Source organism: Undibacterium umbellatum, assembly GCF_014284125.1.
In the GTDB taxonomy this organism is placed as follows: Bacteria; Pseudomonadota; Gammaproteobacteria; order Burkholderiales; family Burkholderiaceae_D; genus Undibacterium; species Undibacterium umbellatum.
In genome coordinates, this window is record NZ_JACOFX010000004.1 from 222,949 (window position 1) to 246,601 (window position 23,653).

The 23,653-nt window shown below is 53.0% G+C and carries 18 protein-coding genes and 1 pseudogene; 8 read left to right on the forward strand and 11 right to left on the reverse strand.

Features of this window, described 5'->3' with window-relative positions; translation table 11 throughout:
- Positions 1-3 precede the first annotated feature (3 nt).
- Entirely contained in the window at positions 4-1,209 is a 1,206-nt protein-coding gene (locus H8L47_RS11115; RefSeq protein ID WP_186953651.1) for an MFS transporter, read from the forward strand.
- 120 nt (positions 1,210-1,329) lie between these two features.
- Here H8L47_RS11115 and H8L47_RS11120 read toward each other — a convergent pair whose 3' ends face one another.
- Positions 1,330-2,019 carry a hypothetical protein gene (locus tag H8L47_RS11120; protein ID WP_186953652.1) on the reverse strand — a complete coding sequence of 230 codons (690 nt, stop codon included), beginning with the start codon at positions 2,017-2,019 and terminating at the stop codon, positions 1,330-1,332.
- Between the two features lie 1,200 nt (positions 2,020-3,219).
- On the opposite strand from H8L47_RS11120, the gene H8L47_RS11125 reads away from it, so the two are divergent.
- Positions 3,220-6,303, forward strand: coding sequence for a di-heme oxidoredictase family protein (locus H8L47_RS11125; RefSeq protein ID WP_230413697.1), 3,084 nt, complete (start codon positions 3,220-3,222; stop codon positions 6,301-6,303).
- Between the two features lie 168 nt (positions 6,304-6,471).
- On the opposite strand, the gene H8L47_RS11130 is transcribed toward H8L47_RS11125, so the two are convergent.
- The 5 genes and pseudogenes from H8L47_RS11130 to H8L47_RS11150 form a co-directional block, all read right to left on the reverse strand.
- Positions 6,472-7,146 carry a hypothetical protein gene (locus H8L47_RS11130; RefSeq protein WP_186953653.1) on the reverse strand — a complete coding sequence of 225 codons (675 nt, stop codon included), beginning with the start codon at positions 7,144-7,146 and terminating at the stop codon, positions 6,472-6,474.
- A 252-nt stretch (positions 7,147-7,398) separates the two neighbouring features.
- Positions 7,399-7,636 (reverse strand): annotated as a pseudogene (locus H8L47_RS11135) (cytochrome c biogenesis protein DipZ); the annotation flags it as partial.
- Positions 7,637-7,859: 223 nt separating this feature from the next.
- A complete protein-coding gene (locus H8L47_RS11140) occupies positions 7,860-8,291 on the reverse strand; it encodes a hypothetical protein (protein ID WP_186953654.1) in 432 nt (143 codons plus the stop codon).
- Between the two features lie 248 nt (positions 8,292-8,539).
- Positions 8,540-9,991 (reverse strand): DUF1254 domain-containing protein, encoded by a 1,452-nt coding sequence (locus H8L47_RS11145; RefSeq protein WP_186953655.1) that lies wholly within the window; start codon positions 9,989-9,991, stop codon positions 8,540-8,542.
- Between the two features lie 176 nt (positions 9,992-10,167).
- On the reverse strand, positions 10,168-11,712 hold the full coding sequence (locus tag H8L47_RS11150; RefSeq protein ID WP_186953656.1) for a hypothetical protein: 1,545 nt from the start codon (positions 11,710-11,712) through the stop codon (positions 10,168-10,170).
- Between the two features lie 67 nt (positions 11,713-11,779).
- Here H8L47_RS11150 and H8L47_RS29420 point away from each other — a divergent pair, with 67 nt between their 5' ends.
- Positions 11,780-11,959, forward strand: a complete 180-nt coding sequence (locus H8L47_RS29420; RefSeq protein WP_222616495.1) for a hypothetical protein — start codon at positions 11,780-11,782, stop codon at positions 11,957-11,959.
- Positions 11,960-12,218: 259 nt separating this feature from the next.
- On the opposite strand, the gene H8L47_RS11155 is transcribed toward H8L47_RS29420, so the two are convergent.
- The 4 genes from H8L47_RS11155 to H8L47_RS11170 form a co-directional block, all read right to left on the reverse strand.
- On the reverse strand, positions 12,219-12,818 hold the full coding sequence (locus H8L47_RS11155; protein ID WP_186953657.1) for a hypothetical protein: 600 nt from the start codon (positions 12,816-12,818) through the stop codon (positions 12,219-12,221).
- Between the two features lie 291 nt (positions 12,819-13,109).
- Positions 13,110-13,472, reverse strand: coding sequence for a hypothetical protein (locus tag H8L47_RS11160; protein WP_186953658.1), 363 nt, complete (start codon positions 13,470-13,472; stop codon positions 13,110-13,112).
- 3 nt (positions 13,473-13,475) lie between these two features.
- Complete coding sequence (locus H8L47_RS11165) at positions 13,476-13,691, reverse strand: TetR/AcrR family transcriptional regulator (RefSeq protein WP_186953659.1); 216 nt, start codon at positions 13,689-13,691, stop codon at positions 13,476-13,478.
- 238 nt (positions 13,692-13,929) lie between these two features.
- Complete coding sequence (locus H8L47_RS11170) at positions 13,930-14,112, reverse strand: hypothetical protein (RefSeq protein WP_186953660.1); 183 nt, start codon at positions 14,110-14,112, stop codon at positions 13,930-13,932.
- Between H8L47_RS11170 and H8L47_RS11175 the strand changes: the two genes are divergently transcribed.
- On the forward strand, positions 14,111-15,058 hold the full coding sequence (locus tag H8L47_RS11175; protein ID WP_186953661.1) for a polysaccharide deacetylase family protein: 948 nt from the start codon (positions 14,111-14,113) through the stop codon (positions 15,056-15,058). The genes H8L47_RS11170 and H8L47_RS11175 overlap by 2 nt on opposite strands.
- A gap of 221 nt (positions 15,059-15,279) precedes the next feature.
- On the opposite strand, the gene H8L47_RS11180 is transcribed toward H8L47_RS11175, so the two are convergent.
- Entirely contained in the window at positions 15,280-16,311 is a 1,032-nt protein-coding gene (locus H8L47_RS11180; RefSeq protein WP_186953662.1) for a LysR family transcriptional regulator, read from the reverse strand.
- 187 nt (positions 16,312-16,498) lie between these two features.
- Here H8L47_RS11180 and H8L47_RS11185 point away from each other — a divergent pair, with 187 nt between their 5' ends.
- The 4 genes from H8L47_RS11185 to H8L47_RS11200 all read left to right on the forward strand — a co-directional run bounded on the left by H8L47_RS11185 (position 16,499) and on the right by H8L47_RS11200 (position 23,463).
- A complete protein-coding gene (locus H8L47_RS11185; protein WP_222616496.1) occupies positions 16,499-17,410 on the forward strand; it encodes an alpha/beta hydrolase in 912 nt (303 codons plus the stop codon).
- Between the two features lie 67 nt (positions 17,411-17,477).
- Positions 17,478-18,731, forward strand: a complete 1,254-nt coding sequence (locus H8L47_RS11190; RefSeq protein WP_186953663.1) for an efflux RND transporter periplasmic adaptor subunit — start codon at positions 17,478-17,480, stop codon at positions 18,729-18,731.
- 40 nt (positions 18,732-18,771) lie between these two features.
- On the forward strand, positions 18,772-21,969 hold the full coding sequence (locus H8L47_RS11195) for an efflux RND transporter permease subunit (RefSeq protein WP_186953664.1): 3,198 nt from the start codon (positions 18,772-18,774) through the stop codon (positions 21,967-21,969).
- 12 nt (positions 21,970-21,981) lie between these two features.
- On the forward strand, positions 21,982-23,463 hold the full coding sequence (locus H8L47_RS11200) for an efflux transporter outer membrane subunit (RefSeq protein ID WP_408057691.1): 1,482 nt from the start codon (positions 21,982-21,984) through the stop codon (positions 23,461-23,463).
- Positions 23,464-23,653: the final 190 nt, after the last annotated feature.

Here is a 23,653-nt window from a genome sequence, read left to right on the forward strand (position 1 = left end):
AACATGCCACTTGCTCTCTGGGCGCTGACACTCAGCGCCTTTGCCATCGGTACGACAGAATTTGTGATTGTCGGCCTTATCCCCACCATCGCCAGCAGCCTGGCGGTGTCTGTTCCTTCTGCCGGTTTGCTGGTCAGCCTGTATGCGCTGGGCGTGGCTGTTGGTGCGCCGGTGCTGACTGCACTGACTGGCCGCGTGCAACGCAAGCAGTTATTGCTGGGCCTGATGGCCTTGTTCACTATCGGCAACCTGGTGGCCTGGATGGCACCCAACTATGCCTCGCTGATGGCGGCACGGGTGCTGACTGGCCTGGCGCATGGGGTGTTCTTTTCGATAGGTTCAACGATCGCCACTGGCCTGGTCGCCAAGGACAAGGCAGCCAGTGCGATTGCGCTGATGTTCAGCGGCCTGACGGTGGCGCTGGTCACGGGGGTGCCGCTGGGTACCTTCATAGGACAGCATCTGGGTTGGCAGGCGACGTTTCTGGCAGTGTCGGCACTGGGTGTGATTGCGTTTATCGGTTGCGCGATATTGATCCCCGCCACCATCGCCAGCAGCAAGCCTGCATCTTTATTGACGCAAATGGCGGTGCTGAAAAAACCGCGCCTCTTGCTGGTATATGCGATGACAGCCCTTGGTTATGGCGGCAGCTTTATCGCCTTCACTTACCTGGCACCGATACTGCAAGACATCAGCGGCTTTAGCGCCAATGCGGTGGGCCTGGTGATGCTGGTGTACGGTGTATCGGTCACCTTTGGCAATATCTGGGGTGGCAAGCTGGCAGATAAAAAAGGGCCAGTCGCGGCACTGCAGATCGTGTTTGCTTTGTTAGCGCTGGTGTTGCTGGTGCTGACTTTTACTGCGCATAACAAATGGCTGGCCTTGCTGACCGTGCTGGCCTGGGGTGCAGTGGCTTTTGGTAATGTGCCGGGCTTGCAAGTGTATGTAGTGCAGCGGGCTGAACAGGATGCGCCACAGGCTATAGACGTGGCATCAGGTTTAAATATCGCGGCATTTAATGTTGGCATCGCCTTCGGTGCCTGGGCAGGTGGCTTGATAGTCAGCCATATCGGCTTGATGCATACACCATGGATAGGTGCGCTGGTGGTAGTGGGTGCCTGGGGCTTGACGACGCTGGCGGGGCGGCTGGACAAGGCGGATGGGATTTCCGTCTCTCCTGGACAAGCAAGGGCAGTTGCCATGCATTGAGTGTGGTTAGGCCCCCTTCATCTTACTCCTCAGTAGCGGCTTTAGGTGCGAACAATTGACACAGTGTTAGCTAATAAAGCCGCCCTGCATTATTGCAAGGCTCGCACCTGCCTGTAAAAATTATCCTGCCAAAGTATGGGCGTAGTTTCTTTCTTCCAGATCCGCTTTCGCTTTAGCAATAACAGCGACAGCCTCCTCAGCACGTCCAGTAGCTCGCAATACCTTGATGATATTGGTGACATCCTTGATGAACCTGTCCCACATTCCTTGCATAAAATCATCGTTAGAAAGTTCCGGCATGGTGGCACAGATTTTCAGTGTTTCGTCATGTTTTTCCAGCTTGTCTTCATAGAATGCCAGCGCATCGTCAATATAAGTGGCGCACACGGCGATGTGTGGCGAACTGACCAATTCGTCCCAGATGAAATGCACGATTTCTTTGGCGAGTTTGGGGTCTGCCTGATGATAACCAATGAATTTTTCCAGCACGGTCTCTTGCTGATTAAGGCAGGCACCTATAGCGGCATAGTCATGAAAATATACTGGATTGCGCGACTGCTCCAGCGCAAGGATGCTGTGTTCAAACTTTTGTTCCAGACGAATCCGGGCTGGCTCATACTCCTGGCCCAGTCGCGCCCATTCAAAAAGACAAAATGACAGCCGCACACCGTAGAGCGTAGCCTGGTCTTCGTCCAGGGCATGATCAAAAAACCATTCATAGGATACCAGCGATGATTCATATTCTTGTGCGGCATGCGCCTGCCTCGCCTTGTCGAGAACTTGCGTGGCCTGCTGGTTATGATCATTCATTAGGTGATTTTCCTTTAGTGAGTTGCCAATGTGAAGAACTTGATAATCAATTACGTGGCCAAAGCGTCGTCGCCTGGGTAATCAACTGAATAGTCAGTTGAGCGCTTGTGCAAAATTTTCCATGATGTAGAAATCAATTTGTTACTTTCAAATTTTATTGAGTAACTAAAATCCGCTTGTCAGTTGGGGATAATTTTCATTATTGCAAGATTTCATTTAAGTATTTGCGATACATTTTCTACCGTCATTTATTGTCAGGCATACGATCAACTTTGGCGGACGTGGCAATAATATGTCGCAAGCTGTGACGTATACACTGATCGTTGAATAAATCCTGGCTCCCACTACCTCGTGCTAGCAGCTTGCCTGCATTAACCCTTATAAACGGCTTTGGCCGCGAACAGCCTGTGCATGTCACTCGTCATGTTCGCGACGGTAGCCACTACTACCTGCCTCCTCACAAACAAGATTTGCCCAGTCTGATGCTGTTGCAAAACAGGGTTGGCAACTGCTTTTCCCGCGGACCAATTGTAAGTTTTCTGTAACAGGGAAATCAATTTGTTTCTTACAATTTTGTCATAAACAAAGGAGCGGTAATACCACTTTCATTTTCAGGAAAATTTTGTCAATAACAAAGTTAATTTTGATATTCCATGGCCATTTTTTGTCAGCGGCGCATCTGGGTCTGCAGAGGGTTTGTGCATGTGGTATTACCACGCGAATTGCCACAAGAATGGAAAAGTTTCCAACTTTTGCAGGACAAATTTTCCAGTCAGTATTGGGATGCTTTCCAGACTGACCAAATCTGTCAACCCCAATGACAAAATTTGAGATGGGCCACGCCCCATTTCAGGGCAGACATCAGCCCATTTGCGCGACCTTGCAACATGCCTGGCAATTGGATACTGTCAAGCCTCGACCAGTAACACAGACCAGTTTTACCTGATTCTCTTTTGTGAAGGCATGGTACAGACCAGGCTTCACTGGCACATCCACAAGCATGTGCCATGCAATATAGACAGATGCCGTGCACACATCCACGCATCCATATGCGCCAACGTAAAAACCAGGAGTTCCTACGTGAAAAAACTATCCAATCGCATGACGGCCATCTGCCTGGCCTCATCGCTACTTTGCCTGCAACTGGCAGGATGCGGTGGTTCAAGCACTGCCGATTCAGGTACAACAAGCACAAGCCCCATGGCTGCGCCACCGCAAGGCCCACCTGCAGAAACTGCACTGACACCTGTCAGCGCTACCGCCAGCTCAGTTGAACGTGGTGACCTGTCGGCAGCGGCGGCAATCGACCATAATGACAACACCCGCTGGGGCAGTGCTTTTACCGATGACCAGTATCTGACGCTGGACTTTGGCAAGTCTGAAACCATCACCCGCGTGCGCATACAATGGGAAAATGCCCATGCCACGCAATACCTGCTGCAAGTCTCTGACAATAATAGTGACTGGACCACGATCAAGACGGTAGACAATAGCAAGGGTGGTATTGAAGACCTGACAGAGCTGAATGGCAAAGGCCGTTACCTGCGCGTGAAGGGTATCAAGCGTTCTACCCAGTATGGTTATTCCATCATCGAGATACAGGCATTCACAGGCACGCCAGTAACACAACCTGGCACAGATCCAACCCAGCCCAGCCAGCCCGGCAACCCTGGAACGATAGACTTGAGCAAGCCTGGTGTTGCCGTCAAGCCTGTCGCCGCGACTTCATCCGCAGTAGAAAACCAGGCCATGTCAGCCGCCATGGCGATCGATGGCAAAGCCAATACCCGCTGGGGCAGCACCTCTGAAGATGGTGCCTGGATACAGTTTGACTTTGGTGCCAAGACACCAGTCGGTTATATGAAACTGGTATGGGAAAACGCCTACGGCAAGGAATACGCCCTGCGCGTCTCCGACGATGGCCAGACCTGGACGCAACTGCGCTATGTCAGCGGTGGCAAAGGTGGTTCGGAAGAATTCTTTAACCTGGGTGCAAATGCCCGCTACCTACGCCTGCAAGGCGTGGCCCGTGCTACCCAGTATGGTTACTCTTTGTTTGAAGTTGAATTCAAGTCACCAGGCAGCGACAACACCCTGCCAGATGCCACCACCTCTGCTTTAAAATTCCCTGCCAGTGGCAGTGGCTGGGCACCTTTGCCTGCTGCAGCAGAACCGCTGGAAAGCCTGCAATTCACTTTACCTGACGGCACGCTGGTCACACGCTTTGGCGCACGCGGCCTGGCGCGCCATGGCCGTGAACGTGGCGAAGAATGGAATGAGATAGGCTATGGCCCGAATGAAACTGTTGATGCTGCAACCGGCTTGCCAGTCGATAAAGGCCCCGGCAATTACCTGACCTTTGTGGCGCAATATTTCAAGAACCGCACCTGGGGTTTTGAGATCATCGACAATAGCCGCGTGGCAGGCGTGACCAAGCCTGTACTCACAGTCAATCAATACAATACCGTGGACTTTTTGCCGGGTGGCGTGGCTTTCTTCCGTGGCTTTGACCGCGTTGGCGTCACCGGTTATGGCTGGATGAATCCGGGTGAGCTGGTAGACCGCAATGTCGCCATCTGTAAACCCGTACCCTACCCTGCCAATAACAAGCTCAGCAGTGCTGACGGCATCAATGGTGCCTGTACCTTGCGGGTCAAGAATTATCCCGGACATAGCGACCTGGATGCAAACGGCTTCCCGAATGGCAAAAACATTCCGGCACGCCCGCTGGTGGTGGGTGACATTATCGAAGTGTCGCCATCCATGTTCTCCACGCCTGAGGGCATGGCTGCCAAGGGTGATAATGGCGGTGTGCGCTATTACTCTTCTGAATGGATTTATGTGGTTGGTGCTGGTCTCAAGCCTTGGTATGGCGTACAGCCACGTTTGAACTCGGTGCCACTGCCGGATGAAACTTTGTCTGGTGGCCAGGGCTCAGTCTCTTACAATTATTCTGACAATGGCTTGTTCATGTTCCAGCAGCCGCACAATAATGCGGGCATGCAAAACATACAGCGCTTTGTTGAAGGTCGCCGCCTGGTGCATACCAACTTCACCACGGGTGACCATAACGAGAATGGCAATGACCGTTACCAGCAAGCCGTGGGTTTGCAGGGGCCGCGTTTCAACCAGTCTGCCTGTATTGCCTGCCACGTCAATAATGGTCGCAGCCCTGCACCCGTCGCCATCAACCAGCGTCTCGACAGCATGTCGGTACGGGTGGCAGCTACCAATGCAGCGGGCCAGCAATTGCCGCATCCGCAATATGGCACCGTGGTGCAGATGAATGCCTACTCAAGCAGCGGCATGCCACAAAACTGGGGCACCAATGTCAACGTCGCCGGTTTTGAAACCCGCACAACAAAACTGGCCGACGGCAGCAGCGTAGAACTGCGCAAACCCACGCTGGCATTTGAGGGTGCCGTACCAAGCGTGTATTCGCTGCGCGCTGCCCAGCCGATGATAGGCATGGGCTTGCTCGAAGCCATACCTGAAGCCGACATCCTGGCGCGTGCCCGCACATCGCCAGATGCCGATGGTGTCATGGGCACCGCCAACTATGTGTATGAACCAGAAACCGGTGCAGTGCGCGTAGGCCGCTTTGGCTGGAAGGCATCCAAGGCGACCCTGCGCCACCAGACTGCCGCTGCGCTGTTGCTGGATATGGCAGTCACCTCTGCGCCCTACCCTAACCGTAGCTGCACGACAGATCCGGCTGGCTGCGCCAAGGCGGGAACACAAAAAGGTATCTCGGAAAATGATCTGCAATTGATCACCCAATACCTGGGCCTGGTGGCCGTGCCTGCACAGCGCAGCATCGCCAGCGGTTTCCCCAAAGGGGTGGCAGCCATGGAGGAACATGCTATCAATCCTCAGCAAGTCAGTGCGGGTGCCAAGGTATTCCAGTCCATGCGCTGTTCAGCTTGCCACACGGTGGAGATGAAAACGGGCAGCGGCCATTTGCTGGCTGAATTGCGCAACCAGACCATCAGGCCATACACAGACATGCTGCTGCATGACATGGGCGCTGGCCTGGCCGACAAGCTGGTAGAAGGCCAGGCACTGGGCAATATGTGGCGTACCGCGCCGCTGTGGGGCATAGGCTATACCGACAAAGTCATGGGCAATAACAGCAAGGTCGGCTACCTGCACGACGGCCGCGCCCGTAACCTGACCGAAGCCATACTCTGGCACGGCGGCGAAGCAGATAAATCCCGCCAGCGTTTCGAGAACCTGTCCAAGGCTGATCGTGATGCGGTGCTGGCTTTCTTGAAGTCTTTGTAAAGCTGGTGTAATTCGCTAGCATTGCTTAGTAAAACGGCTGCTGAACAGATACATGTTCAGCAGCCGTTTTCCTGATGGGCAGGCACTCTGCGAGTATGATGCAACAGAGATATCATTCTTCATATTTTTACGAAGAAATCCCATGCGCCAACTGGCTAAGGTCTGATATTACTTCTCGTCCTTGCAGATCAGTGCAATTTGCGAATCCTTGAGTTTAGCAAGACGCATTCTATCTACTACAAGTTTTGAACAAACGGGCTCAATTGATTTTCTGGCGTCAGCAGTCGCCGCAACTTCTTTTGGTGCAGGTACAGGGCAACCTGCTCTGATATTTTCGACTACCTGACGCACGCCTTTAGTATTTATATCCTTCGCAACCAATTGCTGCAACATGGTTAACACCTCAACACGCAGCCTTTCACTCTGAATCAATTCTTGAAATTCAGCGCCAGTCAAAGTGACCGATCTGACATTTTTTTCAGTTTGACTGGCAAGGCGCATCGGCCTTGCCTCTTTATCTCCAAACCTGAGAGTGACGGAATCTACTCCACCTTTGATTTTTATATAGAGCGTATCTTCCGTTAACTGGGTTTCAAAACCCTCACCCAGCAAGCCTGTGCAACTGACCTTATCTGTCATCATGTCAACGCTGCGTACCACACGCCAGTCATTTTCCTTGAAAACAACAGGCGCATCAGCGAGTGCTGCATAAACTGTTGGCGCAACCAACGCCGAAATCAATAAGCCACTTTTAACAAATCGCTTGATCACTTTTTCTCCTCTTATAAAATGAATCTCAATATCAATGTTTCCACTCCGGCCATATTTTGCATTAAAAACCATGATTCGTTCTCATTTTTTAGAGGTCTGGATACGATTAACGCATCATCACCGTAGACATGCTATGTCTTTGCATCGCGCCTGTTTTGCGGCTTGCAACGGAGTATGAACCGCGTTCATCTTGAAATGGATAGGCACTGATCATGCGTTAAGCCTGGAATATTTTCCTTTTTGGATGGCATGCTCGTGCGCGATTACGCTGCACTAATCAAAACTGTGTTCCGCAACGCCTGTCAGTTCATAACATCTGCACTCTCAGCCAAATGTGAAGGCAAACGCGCCTGCACCTGCATCAAGAAAACGGATTTCAAACGTCAATTCCCTGACCTTGCCCAGACTGGCGCACCAGTTGGTAAAGGCGTGCATCGCTGATGATGCCATTGCCTGCTGCATCGGTATCTGAACCGTGGTCTGCACCGGGTACATGGCCATCTATCCTGACCTGAAAACGCACAGGCATGCCATCGTCGCGTGGGCCCAGCACCAGATGCAGGGCCGTAGATACGATTAGCGCAAGCGTAATCGTGCGCATGCTACCTGTTCCAACTCTCTTCTGCACCATGGCTACATTACGGTTTTCATTCGAAAATAAACCATGTTCATGTTGAGATAGACTGGCGAGTATCTTGCGATATGCTTGAGGTCTTTTCCTTTTTTTGGGGCACTGTTGTGTACGATTACGCTACTCTAATCGTATCTCCGGGGACTATCTCTGCTCAACCCCATTCCCTTATAGGACGCGGGTTTTCAGATGCATTTATTATTCCATGCAGCTTTAATAACTCGAAATAGAAATTTGGCAAATTCTGCAAAAAGAACCAATTTGCCATGCCAAATTCATTGAGCTCCACTACTACCCTTCCGTCGAACAAATTGATAAACAATACCTCACTCTCTGTGAAAACAAGGTTTTCCCGCACCTCAGGGTAAGTGGTAGAAATTGGGTAGGCTAAAAATGAAAAGTCATCACTCGTGCCAGCCAAAGCTTGACTGGGAATCAGAACCTCTGGCAATTGATGACTGACATTTTCTCTATCAATAGTCGCTAATCGCGAAGTTAGGGCATCTACCAAACCCGGCAAAGCGTCTTGCAACAATACTCCAGTGACAGGTGACGATCTGAACCCGACTTTAAACGTATTGTTCATCCAAATGCCTTCCTATTCGCCAGAACGATACCAGTCAGTGTTTTCATGCGAATGAGCTCTAAAATCAATACCATAGCACGGGATTGGTGGTGGATGCGTAGCAATCACGAAGGCAGGCACAACATCAAGACATCGCGACATCTCCAAGCCAAGGAAATGTATGCATGAAAGACATCGCCCCGGATTTCGCTTCTGCGCTCATCACCGGGGCCTTTATAGCGGCAGTGTCGCTCTTCTACTTGGTGCAATCAACTTTCAACAATAATCGCTGGTGGGCTATAGGTTTGCGTGAAGCTGACAGTGGGGCCGGGAACGTAGACTCTTAAAATCAAAAAGAAACTTTCGTCGCTGGGGGACTGTAACCAGTAACTTCCGGCAGGTAAGGTGTCGGGCTTGTCGCTTTGGATCACGATGGTGATGCCGCCCTCGGCATCGGTGGTTGAAAATTCCGGGTAGTAGCCATTGATGGAATAATTGCTGGAACCGGGGCAGAGATTGTAAGTCGAGTTATACAAGGTGACCGACCAGAAGCCATGCATGTCAGCGTTGAAGGGCGGGAAATTGCCAGCCGAAAACGTCATGCGATAGCAATTGGAACCATTCAATTCATTGCCCTTGCTGTCGATGCTGGTGTTGATATACACCGCTTCGTCCGGGTCATTGGCGCAGATGCCCGACAGGGATTGCACCGCTGCGCGGGTGATAAAGTCGCTGTGCTGCCCGGCGCGGCCCACGTCTTGTGGTGGATACGTCCAGTTATTCACCGTTTTCCCGCGAGATTTGCTGAATTTTTTCAGCAAGTCCAGCCCATCTTTCGCCGCCCGCTGAAGACCGATGCGGGCAGCTTCGGATTGCTGCTCTACATGCTGGTTCGGGCCGATGTTGATCGTGGCAAAGAGGTTTAGCAATTGCTGCTGATTGATCCCCGGTGGCAAACCGGGCGGGTTTTGTGTCATGGATTCGTTCATGGTGTGCCATGCTCCTGCGGTATGGTTGTAGTCCACACCCCAGGGTATCATCACCGGTTTTTTATACGGCGTAGGCGCATTGGGCCAGTCGGCCAGCGGCGTTAAGAGGTATTGCTGCTGGACCTCATTGGCGGCTTGAACTTCGGCCGTGCTGCTGTTGTTGACTCCGGTGCGTCCCAGCAGGAATACGGTATCAGTGCGCGAGCGCGGCAAGATATCCGCCACGCCATCTGGCACCGTGCCGTTCCAGTGGTGTGGTGCGATCAGGTAGTTGCCTGCTTCTGTACCTGTGGCATACGTTCCCACATAGGCAAAGTTGTCGGCATCCATGCACACCATTTCGATCACGAAATACCGGTCGGTGACTGCTGGAACCGAGATAACTATGGGGTCTTCGGCGATGTCGAGCCAGGCAGTGGAGTACAGCGTATCGGTATTGGGCGCACCACCCGTTTGTGCTGCCGGAGTAGCCAGTACGGCTGCGTGATGAAAGGTATTGATAGGCGCATACAGGTCAGGCAGCCCATGCTTTTCTGAAAAATGCTTGCCTGCTTCGCTGGCCCACAACCAGCGCAATTGCGCATTGTAAATCCAGGGGAAACCATAGATGTAGGCTTGAATGCCCAGCGAATACGCATACTCTTCTTCGGCATTGTCTGCGTCAGGCAGACTGAGTTGCGGCAATAGCAGGCTGAACTGGCTGGCGTCCGGTGTTGATGCTGCATTGCTCATGATGACTCCTGTCAGGGGTGGAATGCTGGGGACTGAAGCGAAACACGTTCTTTGTCTTGGAGGCGTAGTCAGTGTTTTCAAACTAGCTCGTGTTTGCCAAGCTTGAAACCCTCTCTGGCAAGAGAGGGTTCCCTACAGCGATAGCCTTGTTGGTGCAATTTTTTGCAAGCCCTATCCTATTTAAAACAGGCGCTGGTATCTTGCGGGTTTTTCGCATTGCCAGGCATCAGCTCGAATGGCGTAAAGCGGCCAGGTGCCGTGTATTGCTTTTGCACGTAGTCAGAGTACGACGCCAGGGCGGCGTTCATCGCATGCAGCCGGTTCAAAGTGGAAAGCTGCTGCAGTGGTAATGTCACCAGGCTGGACTGGTAGACTTCGCCGCGTGTCCATTTCTTACCCTGTGTGATGGTACCGACCAGCCTGGCCTGCAGATCAGCGGCACTTTGCCCCAGTGCGTTTTTACCGCCAACAACATCAGGCGGCAGCAGTTCAGGGTTGACGATCCATCCCTTGGCCTTGGCCACCGTATTACCAAAAATAATCAGCTCGTTCAAGGTCATATTGAGTGCTGTGTAATTGCGCAGGGGCAAGGGAGAATCGCCAGTCGCGGTTTCTTCTGTATGCCCGGCGATGTGCGGCGCCGTGGCACAGGTCGCACCAAAGATGAGTTGCAACTTATTGCCGTCGAGTTTCATATAGCTGCCGACATCGGTGCCGCCAGGAGGAGAAGGCGCATCGTCACCGCAGTAAGTCGAATGCGAAGCCGTGTCCTGCATGCTATGTATGTACAAACCGATGCGGGCAAGCTGCACCGGAACCGGCGGCAAGGCTGGGTCTTTCCACAAGACACCGGTGGTGCGTGACTTGTCCTTCAACCAGGAGCCAAGTTCGCGGTAGCTGACGTCGCCACTGCTGTTGTCGAGAATTTTATCTCCCGAATTGAAGCTGACCTGAACACCCTTCTGGGAGCGCGTAATCACTGGCACATTTCCCTGCACAGTGACGCCGGTCCTGCACGCCGGGCCACTGAAATTGGAAGCGCCATTGGGCACTGTCAAACCTGCCGCGCACAGCAAGCCAGGTTCTTCATCTGGCTGCATGGCCCATTGCCGCATATTGGAGAGCGAACCCTCATAAACATCGTCAATCACGAGCGGATAGCCGGGTACAGGGAAGTGAAACGGGTACACGGCCTGGATACCACTGGCACCATGCACGTCCGTGCCTGCACCGTTAGGAGAAAACGGCAGCACGTAGTGATACAGCGGGCCATCGGTTGTTGCATTGGTGCGCTGAAAACCATTAAATTTGGCCGTGATATAAGACTGGCCAGAGTTGCTAGCAGACGCTTGCACGCCGCACTGATCAATGGGTGCATATTGCGTGTAGTCTGCCACTTCATTGTAAGCAACAATCCAATACGCCACATCGGCCCTATAGCCCAGTGCCTGCGCCAAAAAGTAAGTGGCATCTGAATGGATCATGCTTCTGGCGGGAACAGGCGCGGCAATTTGCTTCACCGCCTGCGCAAGCTGCGCCGGACAAGCTTTACCTGCAGACGGCGTCTTCGCACACGCCGCACGCGGCTCCACGCAGGCCACGATCTTGCGGTCTTTCTTGGAGACACAGATATCTTCAAAATAAGCATGCGCGACTTGCGGCGCAAAGAATAGAGCCGCCAGCAGGGACGACCCACTACCGATCAAACGCTGAATTTTCATGTGATGTAATCCCAGGATAGTATTCGCACAAGCTGCTAAAAACGTCAGGCTGACGAAGATTGTTAAAATGAAGGCTGTCGATCAAAAACAGGATGAAAGCGACGAACGCTACAAGGATGCCTGGAAAATCGCTGACAAAATTGAGATTAACATAAAAACATCTTTAATTAATGTAATTACCACATCAATTAGTCAAAATACAACAACTGTGACTGTGTTTTTTCTATCGCTTTTTTCAGGGCCGTAGATACGATTAGCGCAAGCGTAATCGTACGCATGCTACCTGTTCCAACTCTCTTCTGCACCATGGCTACATTACGGTTTTCAGTCGAAAATAAACCATGTTCATACTGAGATAGCGTAGCGAGTATCTTGCGATATGCTTGAGGTCTTTACCTTTTTTGGCGACACGGTTGTGTACGATTACGCTGGGCTAATCGTAGCCACTTGGTCTTGCCAGATTTTCTGCCATCAACGTCACCCAGGTTTTGAGAAAAAGCAGCCCTTCATAAATATTTTTGCAGATCAGCGATATTCAATCTGGTCGCCATTTTTTGCCGGTCTGCCTTCAATTCTGCCAGAGCTGTTTTCAATTCGCTTTCCGTCGGTCTCAAGGGTTTCAGACTGGGGCCGAGGACAGGGATGATGCGGCGTTTGACATAGCGGTTGCCTGCTGTGAGCACTTGCCAGCCTATTCCCAGCAAGGCGGTGATGGCGCAGGCAAGAAAGATCAGGCCTTCGTCAAAGGGCAGGATTTTCATTAGCAGTACGGGGACGATGCTGATGAAAAAAATCGAACCCACCAGCGCCAGACTGATACCCAGGTCTATGTGAGTCTGCGCCATGCGCCGTTCTACCAGGGGCGACAAGAGATGAAAGGGTATCCTGATCATGGAAGCGCGTTCTTGTGGCGTCAGCAGGGCTGGCGTTTTTATGATTTTTTCTGCGAGTTCCAGCCTGTCTTTATACACTTCCGACAGGTTTGGGAAAGTCGTCTTTATCAGCTCAGCAAGCGATTGCCACTTCTGGGACAGTGTGTGATACCAGGCAGGATCGGCATTGAACAGCGTATTGCATTGCAGGCATTCACGCTCATGGCTAAGCAACTCCCCGTCACCGGAGGTAATGTAATATACATGGCCAGCCAGGCCGACGCGGACCAGCCTGAATGCCTGCGGCGCACGGCAGATAGGGCAAAAATCGGCTGCATAGCCAATATTTTTGCGTACATGTTTTTTCCCCAGACGATGAACACGGATTTTCCCCCTTCAGTTTTTTTATCTTGTTTGATATCAGCATCATGCCTGCATAATCAGTGTTGGCATTATATCCATGAACTATTGTCCAGCAGTTGGAAATCATTGCAAAAACACAAAATAACAGAGTCTTACCTTCGCCTATTTCAGTCGTGTGACACTATCTTCATGTAAGACCAGCACCTTCCGTAGTTCTACTCCCCCGCATCCAGATACCCAAACACCGCCCTCCTCACCCGCTTGCGCAAATTGGCGGCACTCGTATTTGCGCGCGCCCGCTGCATCAACCTTACCCTTGATGATGCCCATTAAATCAACCATGACTTCTGTATCGCTGGCACCTTCTGGCATATCGGCCTGAGAGAGTATGTCGCGTATGGTTTTGCGCAGGCGGGTGGACTGGCGTTTGAGGTCTGCTGCTAGGGGCAGGCGTAGCTCTTCGGCGTCGAGTATTTTTGCCAGCGCTGGTCTTTTTAGCTGGTGGGTGACGGCAACAGCTATCAAGTCTTAGAGTGCCTTGCGGCCGCCCTGCTCCAGGTCTATTTTCTCGGCATCTTCGACGAGTGCCGTGGTTTGCTCCAATATCAGCGCCCTGCTGATGGCGTCTTTTGAGGGGAAGTATTGGTAGAGCGAGCCTATGCTGACGCCAGCCTTTCTTGCTACTGCGTTGGTGGAGCAGGCACTCAGGCCTTCAGATTCGAGAATGTGAGCAGCAGCTTGCAAGATGGCATCTACGGTGGCGACAGAACGAGCTTGCGTGGGGCTTTCACGAGGGCCGACCTTGCAGCCGCCATGGTGACCGCTGCTACATCAGCGCCTGAGGACCGTGTGTGGGATGTATTTGGAAATGATGCGGAGCCTGTGCCTGGGTGATTGGCAAAATGAAGAATACGCTTATTGAGGCCCAACCTGAGCAAACTTTGCCGAATCGCTTGATAACATTATCATTTTTGTGTTTATATCAACCCATCAATTCAATATTGGCATTTTTTGATTTGATTTTTTTCATTTTCGCTAAAGGCAGCTTGAAACCCGGCTTGCCTGAGACGATGTAACGATAATGGTATTCAATGAATTCTGTGTATAAAAACCTGTCTTCCTGCGGCAGGCATTTGCTGGCATCTGCCGCACTGGCCTTTGTCATGCTGCCTGTTAGCGCGCAGGCGCAAGCCACATCTGAAGTAAAGGCCGATTCAAAAAGTGCTGCGACTGCCGTGCGCCGCATTGCCATCACCATCGACGACTTGCCATTTGAAACCCGGCGTTTGAAACTCGCCGATGAACAACGTGCGACCAAGGCGATACTGGCGACTTTGCAGGCCCACAAGGTCAAGGCTTTGGGCTTTGTCAACGAAGACCGTTTGCTGGTCAAGGGCGAGGTCGATGCCCGCATAGGCTTGCTGGAGTCATGGCTGGATGCGGGCATGGAATTGGGCAATCATAATTTTGGTCATCTGGGTTTTCATGGCAGCAGCCTGGCAAAGTATCAGGAAGCCGTCTTGCGTGGTGACACTTTCACACGCTGGCTGATGCAAGAACGCAAGCAGGTACCGCGCTATTACCGCTACCCACACAACCAGACTGGCGATAACGCTGAAGTGCAAAAGCAGTTTGAAGACTTCCTGCAACAGCATAACTACAAGATCGCGCCTTTCACGATAGAGCATGATGACTTCACCTATGCCCGCGTGTACGAGGATGCCGTTCTGAAAAACCGCAAGGAGGATGCCGAGCGCCTGCGCAAAGATTATCTGGCCAATCTTGACCGCGCCGTCAACACCTTCGAAACAATGAGTGATGAAATGTTTGGACGGCAGGTTTCCCACATCCTCAACATCCATGCTTCGCTATTGAATGCCGACATGCTGGACAAGATGCTGAGCAAACTGGAACAACGCGGCTATCAGTTCATCACCCTGGAAGAGGCATTGCAAGACCCGGCCTATCAATTACCAGCCGGGCCCAGCCGTCAATATGGCATGTCTTGGCTGGCACGCTGGGCACGCATGGCAAAAAAACGCCTGTCAGTGTATGGCCAGCCTGATCCTGAAGAATGGATCATGAAGTGGGATAAGGAATTGCAGCGTTGAGGTTTTTTGCCAGGCCGCAGGTTGAGCCGGGCCCAACCTGCTAGCTTCAAGACCACTCAACACAGAGGCACAGAGACACAGAGACACAGAGTCAGCACAGAGAGAGATTTTTGAGTGAGCATAGTATTCGAGTACGTCGCTTCCCCCTTTAAAATCTCAGTGTTCCCTCTGTGTCTCTGTGGTGAGAAGTTTGGTCTTTTGAAAATACGCAATTAAACACCTCAATACGCCGTCTCCGCCACATTCTGATGCTCCAGCACTGCGCGCAGGGTGTTGCCCATCGTGCCTTGTTCTGGTTTGCCAGCGAAGCCGCATTCAGTAATGCCATTCAGGAACTCGGCATCGCGGCCGCTGAACAAGGGGCAGCGCGGGAATAGCTCGGCCACCCAGTCAACAAAGGCGCGCACCTTGGGTGACAGATGGCGATTGGCCAGATACACCACCGAGATGGGCATGGGGGCTGGTGCCCATTGCGGTAAGACTTCGCGCAAGGCACCCGACTGCAGATGTGGCATCAGCATGAAGCGCGGTGCCTGTATCAGGCCAAACCCCTTGAGCGCACAGGCCAGATAGGCTTCCGAGTCATTCACGGAGATTTTGCCGTTCACGGTGAGGGCTATGTTCTTGCCATCGACGATGAAATCCCAGTCCCGGTTACGGCCAGTGCGGCTGGAAAAATAATGCACGGCCTGATGGTGCTGCAAATCTTCCAGAGCTTGCGGTTCGCCATGCAAATCCAGATAGTCAGGCGCGGCACAAGTGATGCTCTGGAAAGTGCCTATGCGGCGGGCAACCATGCTGGAATCCTGCAACTCCCCCACCCTGATCACGCAATCAACTGCCTCTTGCACCATGTCCACCATGCGGTCACCCATGCCCATGACAAGCTTGATATCGGGATAGCGATCATAAAACTCGCAGACTTGCGGCAGCAAGACCAGGCGGCCTATCGAGGTCGGCACATCGATGCGCAAAGACCCCTTGGGGCCGCGCGCCACGTTCTGGAACGAGGATTCGGTCTCGTCCACATCCGCCAGAATACGCACACAGCGCTCATAGTAAGCCGCGCCATCTGGCGTCAGGCTCAGGCGGCGGGTGGTGCGGTTCAGCAGGCGCACCTGTAACAGGCTTTCCAGGTTCTGGATGATGGTGGTGACGGTAGTACGCGGCAAGCCGAGGTTGTCGGCGGCACGGGTAAAACTATTGCTGTCCACCACGCGGGTGAAGACTTGCATTGCCTGGAAGCGGTCCATCGCGGTACTCCTGAATAACTGGTTGGCATAGTCAAGGACTATTCGTCTGAACGAAGTATAAACCTAATTTGATGCTTGATTAGTCGGCCTGGCGGAATAGTCATGTTCGATTATAGGCGTTTATCCGGCAGCGCATAGTGCCTACTATTCGGTCCATTCACTAAGCTCTGGCGCGATTGGCGACAATATGATGGACGAAACAGCAATAATTCCCGATATTTCTGGCAACCCCGGCAACACCATCAAGAAAAGAAAAAAGACCACAAAGACGGCTGAGCCATCTTTGCAGATAGAAAATTTCCTTATCCCTGGCCCGCTGGGGGTCATTCCCGTGCGCCTTTATCGCCCGCAGGGCAATGCAGTTTTGCCGCTGGTGCTGTATTTCCACGGTGGTGGTTTCATCAGCGGTTCCTTGAATGATGCCGATGTACCGGCGCGTTTTATTGCGCGGAACAGCAATGTCATCGTCTTGTCCGTTGGCTATTCACTGGCTCCGGGCAAGCCCTTTCCTGCCGCGCCGGAAGATGCGTATACCGCCATGCTGTGGGCTATCAAGAATGCCGCCAGCATCAGGGCTGACGCCAGCCGCCTGGCAGTAGCGGGCGACGATGCAGGTGGCAACCTGGCGACTTGCCTGACACTGATCGCACGTGACCGCAATGCCCCGCCGATTTTGGCGCAAGCGCTGATAGGCCCGATGCTGGACCCCAGCATGACACGTCTGGGTGACGCCAAGAAACTGGAATCCGACCTGACCCCGCAAGAATGCGCGCATTGCTATGGCCAATACCTGCCGCGCTCATTGCAACGCCTGCACCCCTATGCTGCACCGCTGGAATCCAGCCGCCTCGGTGGCTTGTCGCCCGCCTTTATCGCCACTGCTGAACATGATGTCTTGCATGTGGAGGCAGAAAAGTATGCGGCTGCCCTGATCACCGTTGGTGTGCCTGTGCAAGTAGCCCGCTTTGCCGGGATCAAGCATGCATCACTGCCTGAGCATCAGCCCGTACTGGTGGAAGTGGCAGATTTTTTGCGCCGCCGTCTGGCCTTACCTATGGAATTGACTACATCTGCTTTCGTATCCCTGGAGGAAAAATAATATGTCTGACGAAACAAAAAATTCTCAAGAACTCAGTAACTTACATCCAACATCCACGAGGAATATCATGTCTGAATCCACTACGTCCACTGCACCAAGCCGCAAATCCATCGCCATCAGCGCTGCCATTGTTCTGTTGATCGCTGCCGCAGGCACCATAGGTGCCATCAATGTTGAAGCCAGCGATGCCGCACCCAAAGCTGCTCCACCGCCAACCACAGTCGATGTCGCCGAAGTCGTCAGCCGCAATATCGTCGATTGGCAAAATTATTCAGGCAAGCTAGAAGCGGTAGACCGCGTCGAGATACGTCCGCTGGTAAGCGGCACGCTGACTGCCGTGCATTTCAAGGACGGCAGCCTGGTCAAGAAAGGTGATTTACTGTTCACCATAGACCCGCGCCCGTATGCTGCTGAAGTGGCACGCTTCCAGGCGCAACTGGCTGCTGCCGAGGCACGCGCTGCCTACACAGGTTCTGACCTTGCCCGTGGCGAAAGACTGCTCGGTGAAAACGCCATTGCCCGCCGTGATTTTGAAGAAAAACAAAATGCATCGCGTGAAGCAGCAGCCAATGTACTGGCAGCACAGGCAGCTTTGAAGACAGCAAAACTCAATCTTGAATATACCCAGATCACGGCCCCCGTTGCGGGCCGCATCTCGCGCGCTGAAGTCACAGTCGGTAATGTCATTGCAGTCGGTGCCAGCTCACCAGCTTTGAGCACGCTGGTATCTGTCTCGCAAGTGTATGCATCTTTTGATGTAGATGAACAAAGCTTCTTGAAATACGTCAACCCGGCGCAGGCAAAGAATGCCCAGGTGCCGGTCTTCCTGGGTCTGGCGAATGAAGAAGGTTACTCACGCCAGGGCAAGGTGGTTTCCATCGACAACCGCGTCGATACTTCCTCAGGGACCATACGCGTGCGCGCCGTTTTTGAAAACCAGGATGGCTTGCTTCTGCCCGGCCTGTATGCCCGTGTACGCCTGGGTGGTGGCGCACCACATGCGGCCCTGATGATAGATGAAAAAGCCGTGGGCACAGACCAGAGCAAACGCTTTGTGCTGGCAGTCGACAAGGACAACCACACAGCTTATCGCGAAGTACGCCTCGGTAACAGGCAGGAAGATTTGCTGATCGTGGAGTCTGGTTTGAAAGCCGGTGAACGCATCGTCGTCAATGGTCTGCAACGTACACGCCCTGGTGACACCATCACGCCGAATGTGGTGGCGATGAGTAAAGCGCCTCCCGCAACTCCCGCATCTGCTGCCCCAGCGACCCCGGTTGCAGGTGCTGAAGACAAGGCTACTCCAGCTAACAAATCTTAATCGTCACATACATAAATATAGACGCAGATAGAAAAATATCATGAATATCTCAAAATTCTTTATCGACCGCCCCATCTTCGCCGGGGTGCTGTCGGTAATTATCCTGTTGGCCGGTGCGCTGGCCATGTTCCAGTTGCCTATCTCGGAATATCCCGAGGTGGTGCCACCTTCTGTCGTGGTGCGGGCGCAGTACCCCGGTGCCAATCCCAAGGTGATTGCAGAAACCGTGGCTTCTCCTTTGGAAGAATCCATCAACGGTGTGGAAAACATGCTGTACATGCAGTCACAGGCAAACAGTGATGGCAACCTGACGGTGACGGTCAACTTCAAGCTTGGTGTCGATCCTGACAAGGCACAGCAACTGGTGCAAAACCGTGTCTCGCAAGCCTTGCCACGCCTGCCTGCAGATGTGCAGCGCCTTGGTGTGACAACCATCAAAAGTTCACCTGCGCTGACCATGGTGGTGCATTTGATTTCACCGGATGACCGCTATGACATGACTTACCTGCGCAACTATGCAGTGCTGAATGTCAAAGACCGTCTGGCGCGTATCAAGGGTGTGGGTGAAGTGGGCTTGTTTGGCTCTGGCAATTACGCCATGCGCGTCTGGATGGACCCGCAAAAAGTGGCACAGCGTGGCTTGACCGCATCTGACGTGGTGAATGCTATCCGCGAGCAAAATGTGCAGGTTGCTGCTGGTGTCATCGGTGCATCACCTAATGTGCCGGGCACACCTTTGCAATTCAATGTGAATGCGCAAGGCCGTTTGAAATCGGAAGCAGAATTTGCCGAGATCATACTCAAGACTTCTGCCGATGGGGCAGTCACCCGCCTGGCGGATGTGGCGCGCATAGAACTGGATGCCTCTGAATATGGCTTGCGTTCTTTGCTGGACAATAAACCAGCCGTCGCTATACCTATCTTCCAGGCACCGGGTGCCAATGCGCTGGATGTGTCTGACCAGGTACGCGCTGCCATGAAAGAATTGTCGGCAGACTTCCCAAGCTCAGTGCAATACAAGATCGTGTATGACCCTACGCAATTCGTACGTTCCAGTATCCATGCGGTCGTCGAGACTTTGCTTGAAGCGATTGCGCTGGTGGTGCTGGTGGTCATCGTGTTTTTGCAAACCTGGCGTGCATCGCTGATCCCCTTGCTGGCCGTGCCGGTATCCATCGTCGGTACTTTTTCTCTGATGCTGGGCTTTGGCTATTCCATCAATGCCTTGTCACTGTTTGGCATGGTGCTGGCCATCGGTATTGTGGTCGATGATGCCATCGTGGTGGTGGAGAATGTGGAAAGAAATATTTCGGCTGGCCTGACGCCGAAAGAAGCGACGTATAAAGCCATGCGTGAAGTCAGTGGCCCCATCATCGCGATTGCTTTGACGCTGGTTGCCGTATTCGTACCACTGGCCTTCATGACTGGATTGACCGGGCAATTCTACAAACAGTTTGCGATGACGATAGCCATCTCTACCGTGATTTCTGCTTTCAACTCGCTGACCTTGTCACCAGCACTGGCAGCAATTCTGTTGAAAGGCCATGACGAAAAACCAGACTGGCTGACGAAGGTGATGAACCGTCTGTTTGGTCGCTTCTTCAATGCCTTCAACCGCATGTTCAATCGCGGTTCTGAAAAGTATTCCAAAGGTGTGGCCGGTGTTATTTCCCGCAAGGCTTCCAGCATGGTGGTGTATGTGGTGTTGCTGGCGGCAGCCGTGGGTGTTTCCTATATCGTGCCGGGCGGCTTTGTGCCGGGTCAAGACAAGCAATACCTGATCAGCTTCACGCAATTACCGAATGGTGCGACGCTGGATCGTACTGAAAAAGTCATCCGTGACATGTCGGCCATCGCCTTGAAGGAACCGGGTGTGGAGAGTGCAGTTGCCTTCCCGGGTTTGTCCATCAACGGCTTTACCAATAGCTCCAGCGCCGGTATTGTTTTTGTGACGCTGAAACCGTTTGAAGAACGCCGCAGCAAGGAGCTGGCAGCAGATGCGATTGCAGGCAAGCTGAACCAGAAGTATTCAGCGATCAAGGATGGTTTCATCGCCGTCTTCCCGCCACCACCTGTCATGGGTCTGGGCACAGTTGGCGGCTTCAAGATGCAGATAGAAGACAAGGGTGCACTTGGCTATGCAGAACTGGATGCCGCAGCACAAGCCTTTATTGCCGCTGCCAAAACAGCGCCAGAACTGGGTCCCATGTTCTCAAGCTACCAGATCAATGTGCCGCAACTGGATGTGAATCTCGACCGTGTCAAGGCCAAGCAACTGGGTGTGCCGGTAACCGATGTGTTTGACACCATGCAGATTTATCTTGGTTCTTTGTATGTAAATGACTTCAACCGCTTTGGCCGCGTGTATCAGGTACGTGCCCAGGCAGATGCACCTTATCGTGCCAAGCCTGAAGATATCCTGCAACTGAAAACCCGCAACAGCGCTGGCGAAATGGTGCCGCTGTCTTCCCTGGTCAAGGTAACCCCTAGCTTTGGCCCGGAAATGGTGGTGCGTTATAACGGCTACACGGCGGCTGATATCAATGGTGGCCCCGCACCTGGTTATTCATCCAACCAGGCACAGGCTGCGGCAGAACGTATTGCTGCAAAAACCCTGCCTGCCGGTATCAAGTTTGAATGGACTGATCTGACTTACCAGCAAATCCTGGCGGGCAATGCAGGTGTCTGGGTATTCCCTATCAGTGTCTTGCTGGTGTTCCTGGTATTGGCGGCGCAGTATGAAAGTCTGACCTTGCCACTGGCAGTCATCATGATCGTGCCCATGAGTTTGCTGGCGGCCCTGACCGGCGTCTGGTTGACGGGTGGTGATAACAACATCTTCACCCAGATAGGTCTGATGGTGCTGGTGGGACTATCGGCCAAGAATGCCATCCTGATCGTGGAATTTGCGCGGGAGCTGGAACTGCAGGGCAGCACGCCTTTGCAGGCAGCGATAGATGCCAGCCGTTTGCGTCTGCGCCCTATCCTGATGACCTCCATCGCCTTCATCATGGGTGTGGTGCCACTGGTGATTTCCAGCGGCCCTGGTTCTGAGATGCGTCAAGCGATGGGTGTTGCGGTGTTCTTCGGCATGCTGGGTGTCACCCTGTTTGGCCTGTTCCTGACTCCTGTGTTTTATGTATTGCTGCGTACTCTTGCAGGTAGCCGCAAGCTGCATTCTGCGGTGGTGCATGAAGCACCAGCCGTCGCCCATGGCCACGCGATAGTAAAAATTTGAGAGAGCATGATGATGAATACAATCAAACCCCTGAAATCTGCTTCATCCCTGTTGATGTTATTGCTGGTGCTGGCTGGCTGTTCAGTTGCACCGATTTATCAGAAAGCGGAAGTGACAACTCCCGCTGCCTATAAAGAAGTGCAGGCAAACAGCAATTGGAAAGAAGCACAACCCTCAGAAGAAGTTGCCCGTGGCGACTGGTGGAAAATCTTTGCAGATGACAGCCTCAATGAGATGGAAAGCCAGGCCATGGCGGCCAACCAGAACCTCAAAGCCGCTGCCGCACGCCTGAAGCAATCCCGTGCCTTGCGGCAGGATGCCCGCGCTGGCCTGTTGCCGCAAGTGAATGCGGGCCTGGGTGCAAACCGTGGGCGTGCAGCACCGGCGTCCCAGGGTTTGCCTGAGAATGCCAGGATGCCGACCAGCACCACTTACAATGCCCAGCTAGGCGCATCGTATGAGCTGGATCTGTTTGGTCGTGTCGCCTCCAGCATAGATGCCGCAACGGCAGATACGCAAAAGAATGAAGCTCTGTTCCAGTCCGTGCAACTGGCCTTGCAAGCCGATGTAGCACAAGCTTACTTTTTGCTGCGGGAACTGGATGCAGAGCAGGCTTTATATGCCGCTACGGTAGAACTTCGCTCGAAAACCCTGAAGCTAGTGCAAACCCGTTTTAATGAAGGCGATATCAGCGAACTCGATCTGGCACGCGCCAAGGCAGAACTGGCAACAGCGCAGTCAGAATCACTGGGCCTGGCGCGCAGCCGTGCGGTGGCAGAGCATGCACTGGCAGTCTTGCTGGGCAAGACACCGGCAGAATTCAATTTCCTGCCACGACCCTTGTCACGCATCGTTGTCAATGTCCCGGCAGGTTTGCCATCGGCCTTGCTGGAACGCAGGCCAGACATAGCAGCAGCTGAACGCAGCATGGCTGCCGCCAATGCCCGCACAGGCGTGGCTCGGTCTGCCTTCTTCCCAAGACTGGATATCACAGGCTCTGCCGGTTATGCATCAGCCAGCCTGGGTGACTTGCTGAACTGGAGCAGCCGTACCTTCTTGCTGGGGCCTTTATTGTCCATGCCCTTGTTCGATGGTGGTCGCCGCCAGGCCAGTGTGGACAGGGCTGGCGCAGTCTATGAAGAAGACGTGGCCAACTACCGCCAGACCGTGCTGAATGCCTTCAGGGAGGTAGAAGACAACCTGGCCGACTTGCGCATCTTGCGTGACCAGACTCAGGCGCAAGACAATGCCGTGCAGGCGGCAGAGCGGGCGGCGAAACTCTCGCATGTGCAATACCGCGAAGGCTCGGTCAGTTACCTGAACGTGATCGATGCTGACCGCACCGTATTGCAGCAACAGCGCATCGCTGCACAACTCGATGGTGCGCGCGCCAGGTCAGCAGTGAGTTTGATACGTGCACTGGGTGGTGGTTGGGATAGTCGCAGCCCGGCAGTAGCCACTATCAAGCATGTACAGGTGGCAAACGCAGAGTAAATTCTGGCGTCTTGATTTCCCCAGACCAGCGTTGTTATGGCTTTTGCAGCGTACTTCCTTGCTGGAAGTACGAATCCCCGCTTTTTGTCCGAAGAACGCTAACGCAGGCTTGCACGTCTAATTCGAATCCGCATATCATAAAAAAGATAAACTTCACTTTCATGCGAGTTTGTGTAAAGTTGATGGAGTC

Excerpts from the sequence above, each read along its gene's own strand:
- H8L47_RS11140 (WP_186953654.1), bottom strand. The coding sequence starts at position 8,291 with ATGAACAATACGTTTAAAGTCGGGTTCAGATCGTCACCTGTCACTGGA.
- H8L47_RS11145 (WP_186953655.1), bottom strand. The coding sequence starts at position 9,991 with ATGAGCAATGCAGCATCAACACCGGACGCCAGCCAGTTCAGCCTGCTA.
- H8L47_RS11130 (WP_186953653.1), bottom strand. The coding sequence starts at position 7,146 with ATGGTTTTTAATGCAAAATATGGCCGGAGTGGAAACATTGATATTGAG.
- H8L47_RS11125 (WP_230413697.1), top strand. The coding sequence starts at position 3,220 with ATGGCTGCGCCACCGCAAGGCCCACCTGCAGAAACTGCACTGACACCT.
- H8L47_RS11180 (WP_186953662.1), bottom strand. The coding sequence starts at position 16,311 with ATGGACCGCTTCCAGGCAATGCAAGTCTTCACCCGCGTGGTGGACAGC.
- H8L47_RS11185 (WP_222616496.1), top strand. The coding sequence starts at position 16,499 with ATGATGGACGAAACAGCAATAATTCCCGATATTTCTGGCAACCCCGGC.
- H8L47_RS11195 (WP_186953664.1), top strand. The coding sequence starts at position 18,772 with ATGAATATCTCAAAATTCTTTATCGACCGCCCCATCTTCGCCGGGGTG.
- H8L47_RS29420 (WP_222616495.1), top strand. The coding sequence starts at position 11,780 with ATGAAGGCTGTCGATCAAAAACAGGATGAAAGCGACGAACGCTACAAG.
- H8L47_RS11150 (WP_186953656.1), bottom strand. The coding sequence starts at position 11,712 with ATGAAAATTCAGCGTTTGATCGGTAGTGGGTCGTCCCTGCTGGCGGCT.
- H8L47_RS11115 (WP_186953651.1), top strand. The coding sequence starts at position 4 with ATGCCACTTGCTCTCTGGGCGCTGACACTCAGCGCCTTTGCCATCGGT.
- H8L47_RS11120 (WP_186953652.1), bottom strand. The coding sequence starts at position 2,019 with ATGAATGATCATAACCAGCAGGCCACGCAAGTTCTCGACAAGGCGAGG.
- H8L47_RS11175 (WP_186953661.1), top strand. The coding sequence starts at position 14,111 with ATGCTGCCTGTTAGCGCGCAGGCGCAAGCCACATCTGAAGTAAAGGCC.
- H8L47_RS11200 (WP_408057691.1), top strand. The coding sequence starts at position 21,982 with ATGAATACAATCAAACCCCTGAAATCTGCTTCATCCCTGTTGATGTTA.
- H8L47_RS11170 (WP_186953660.1), bottom strand. The coding sequence starts at position 14,112 with ATGACAAAGGCCAGTGCGGCAGATGCCAGCAAATGCCTGCCGCAGGAA.
- H8L47_RS11190 (WP_186953663.1), top strand. The coding sequence starts at position 17,478 with ATGTCTGAATCCACTACGTCCACTGCACCAAGCCGCAAATCCATCGCC.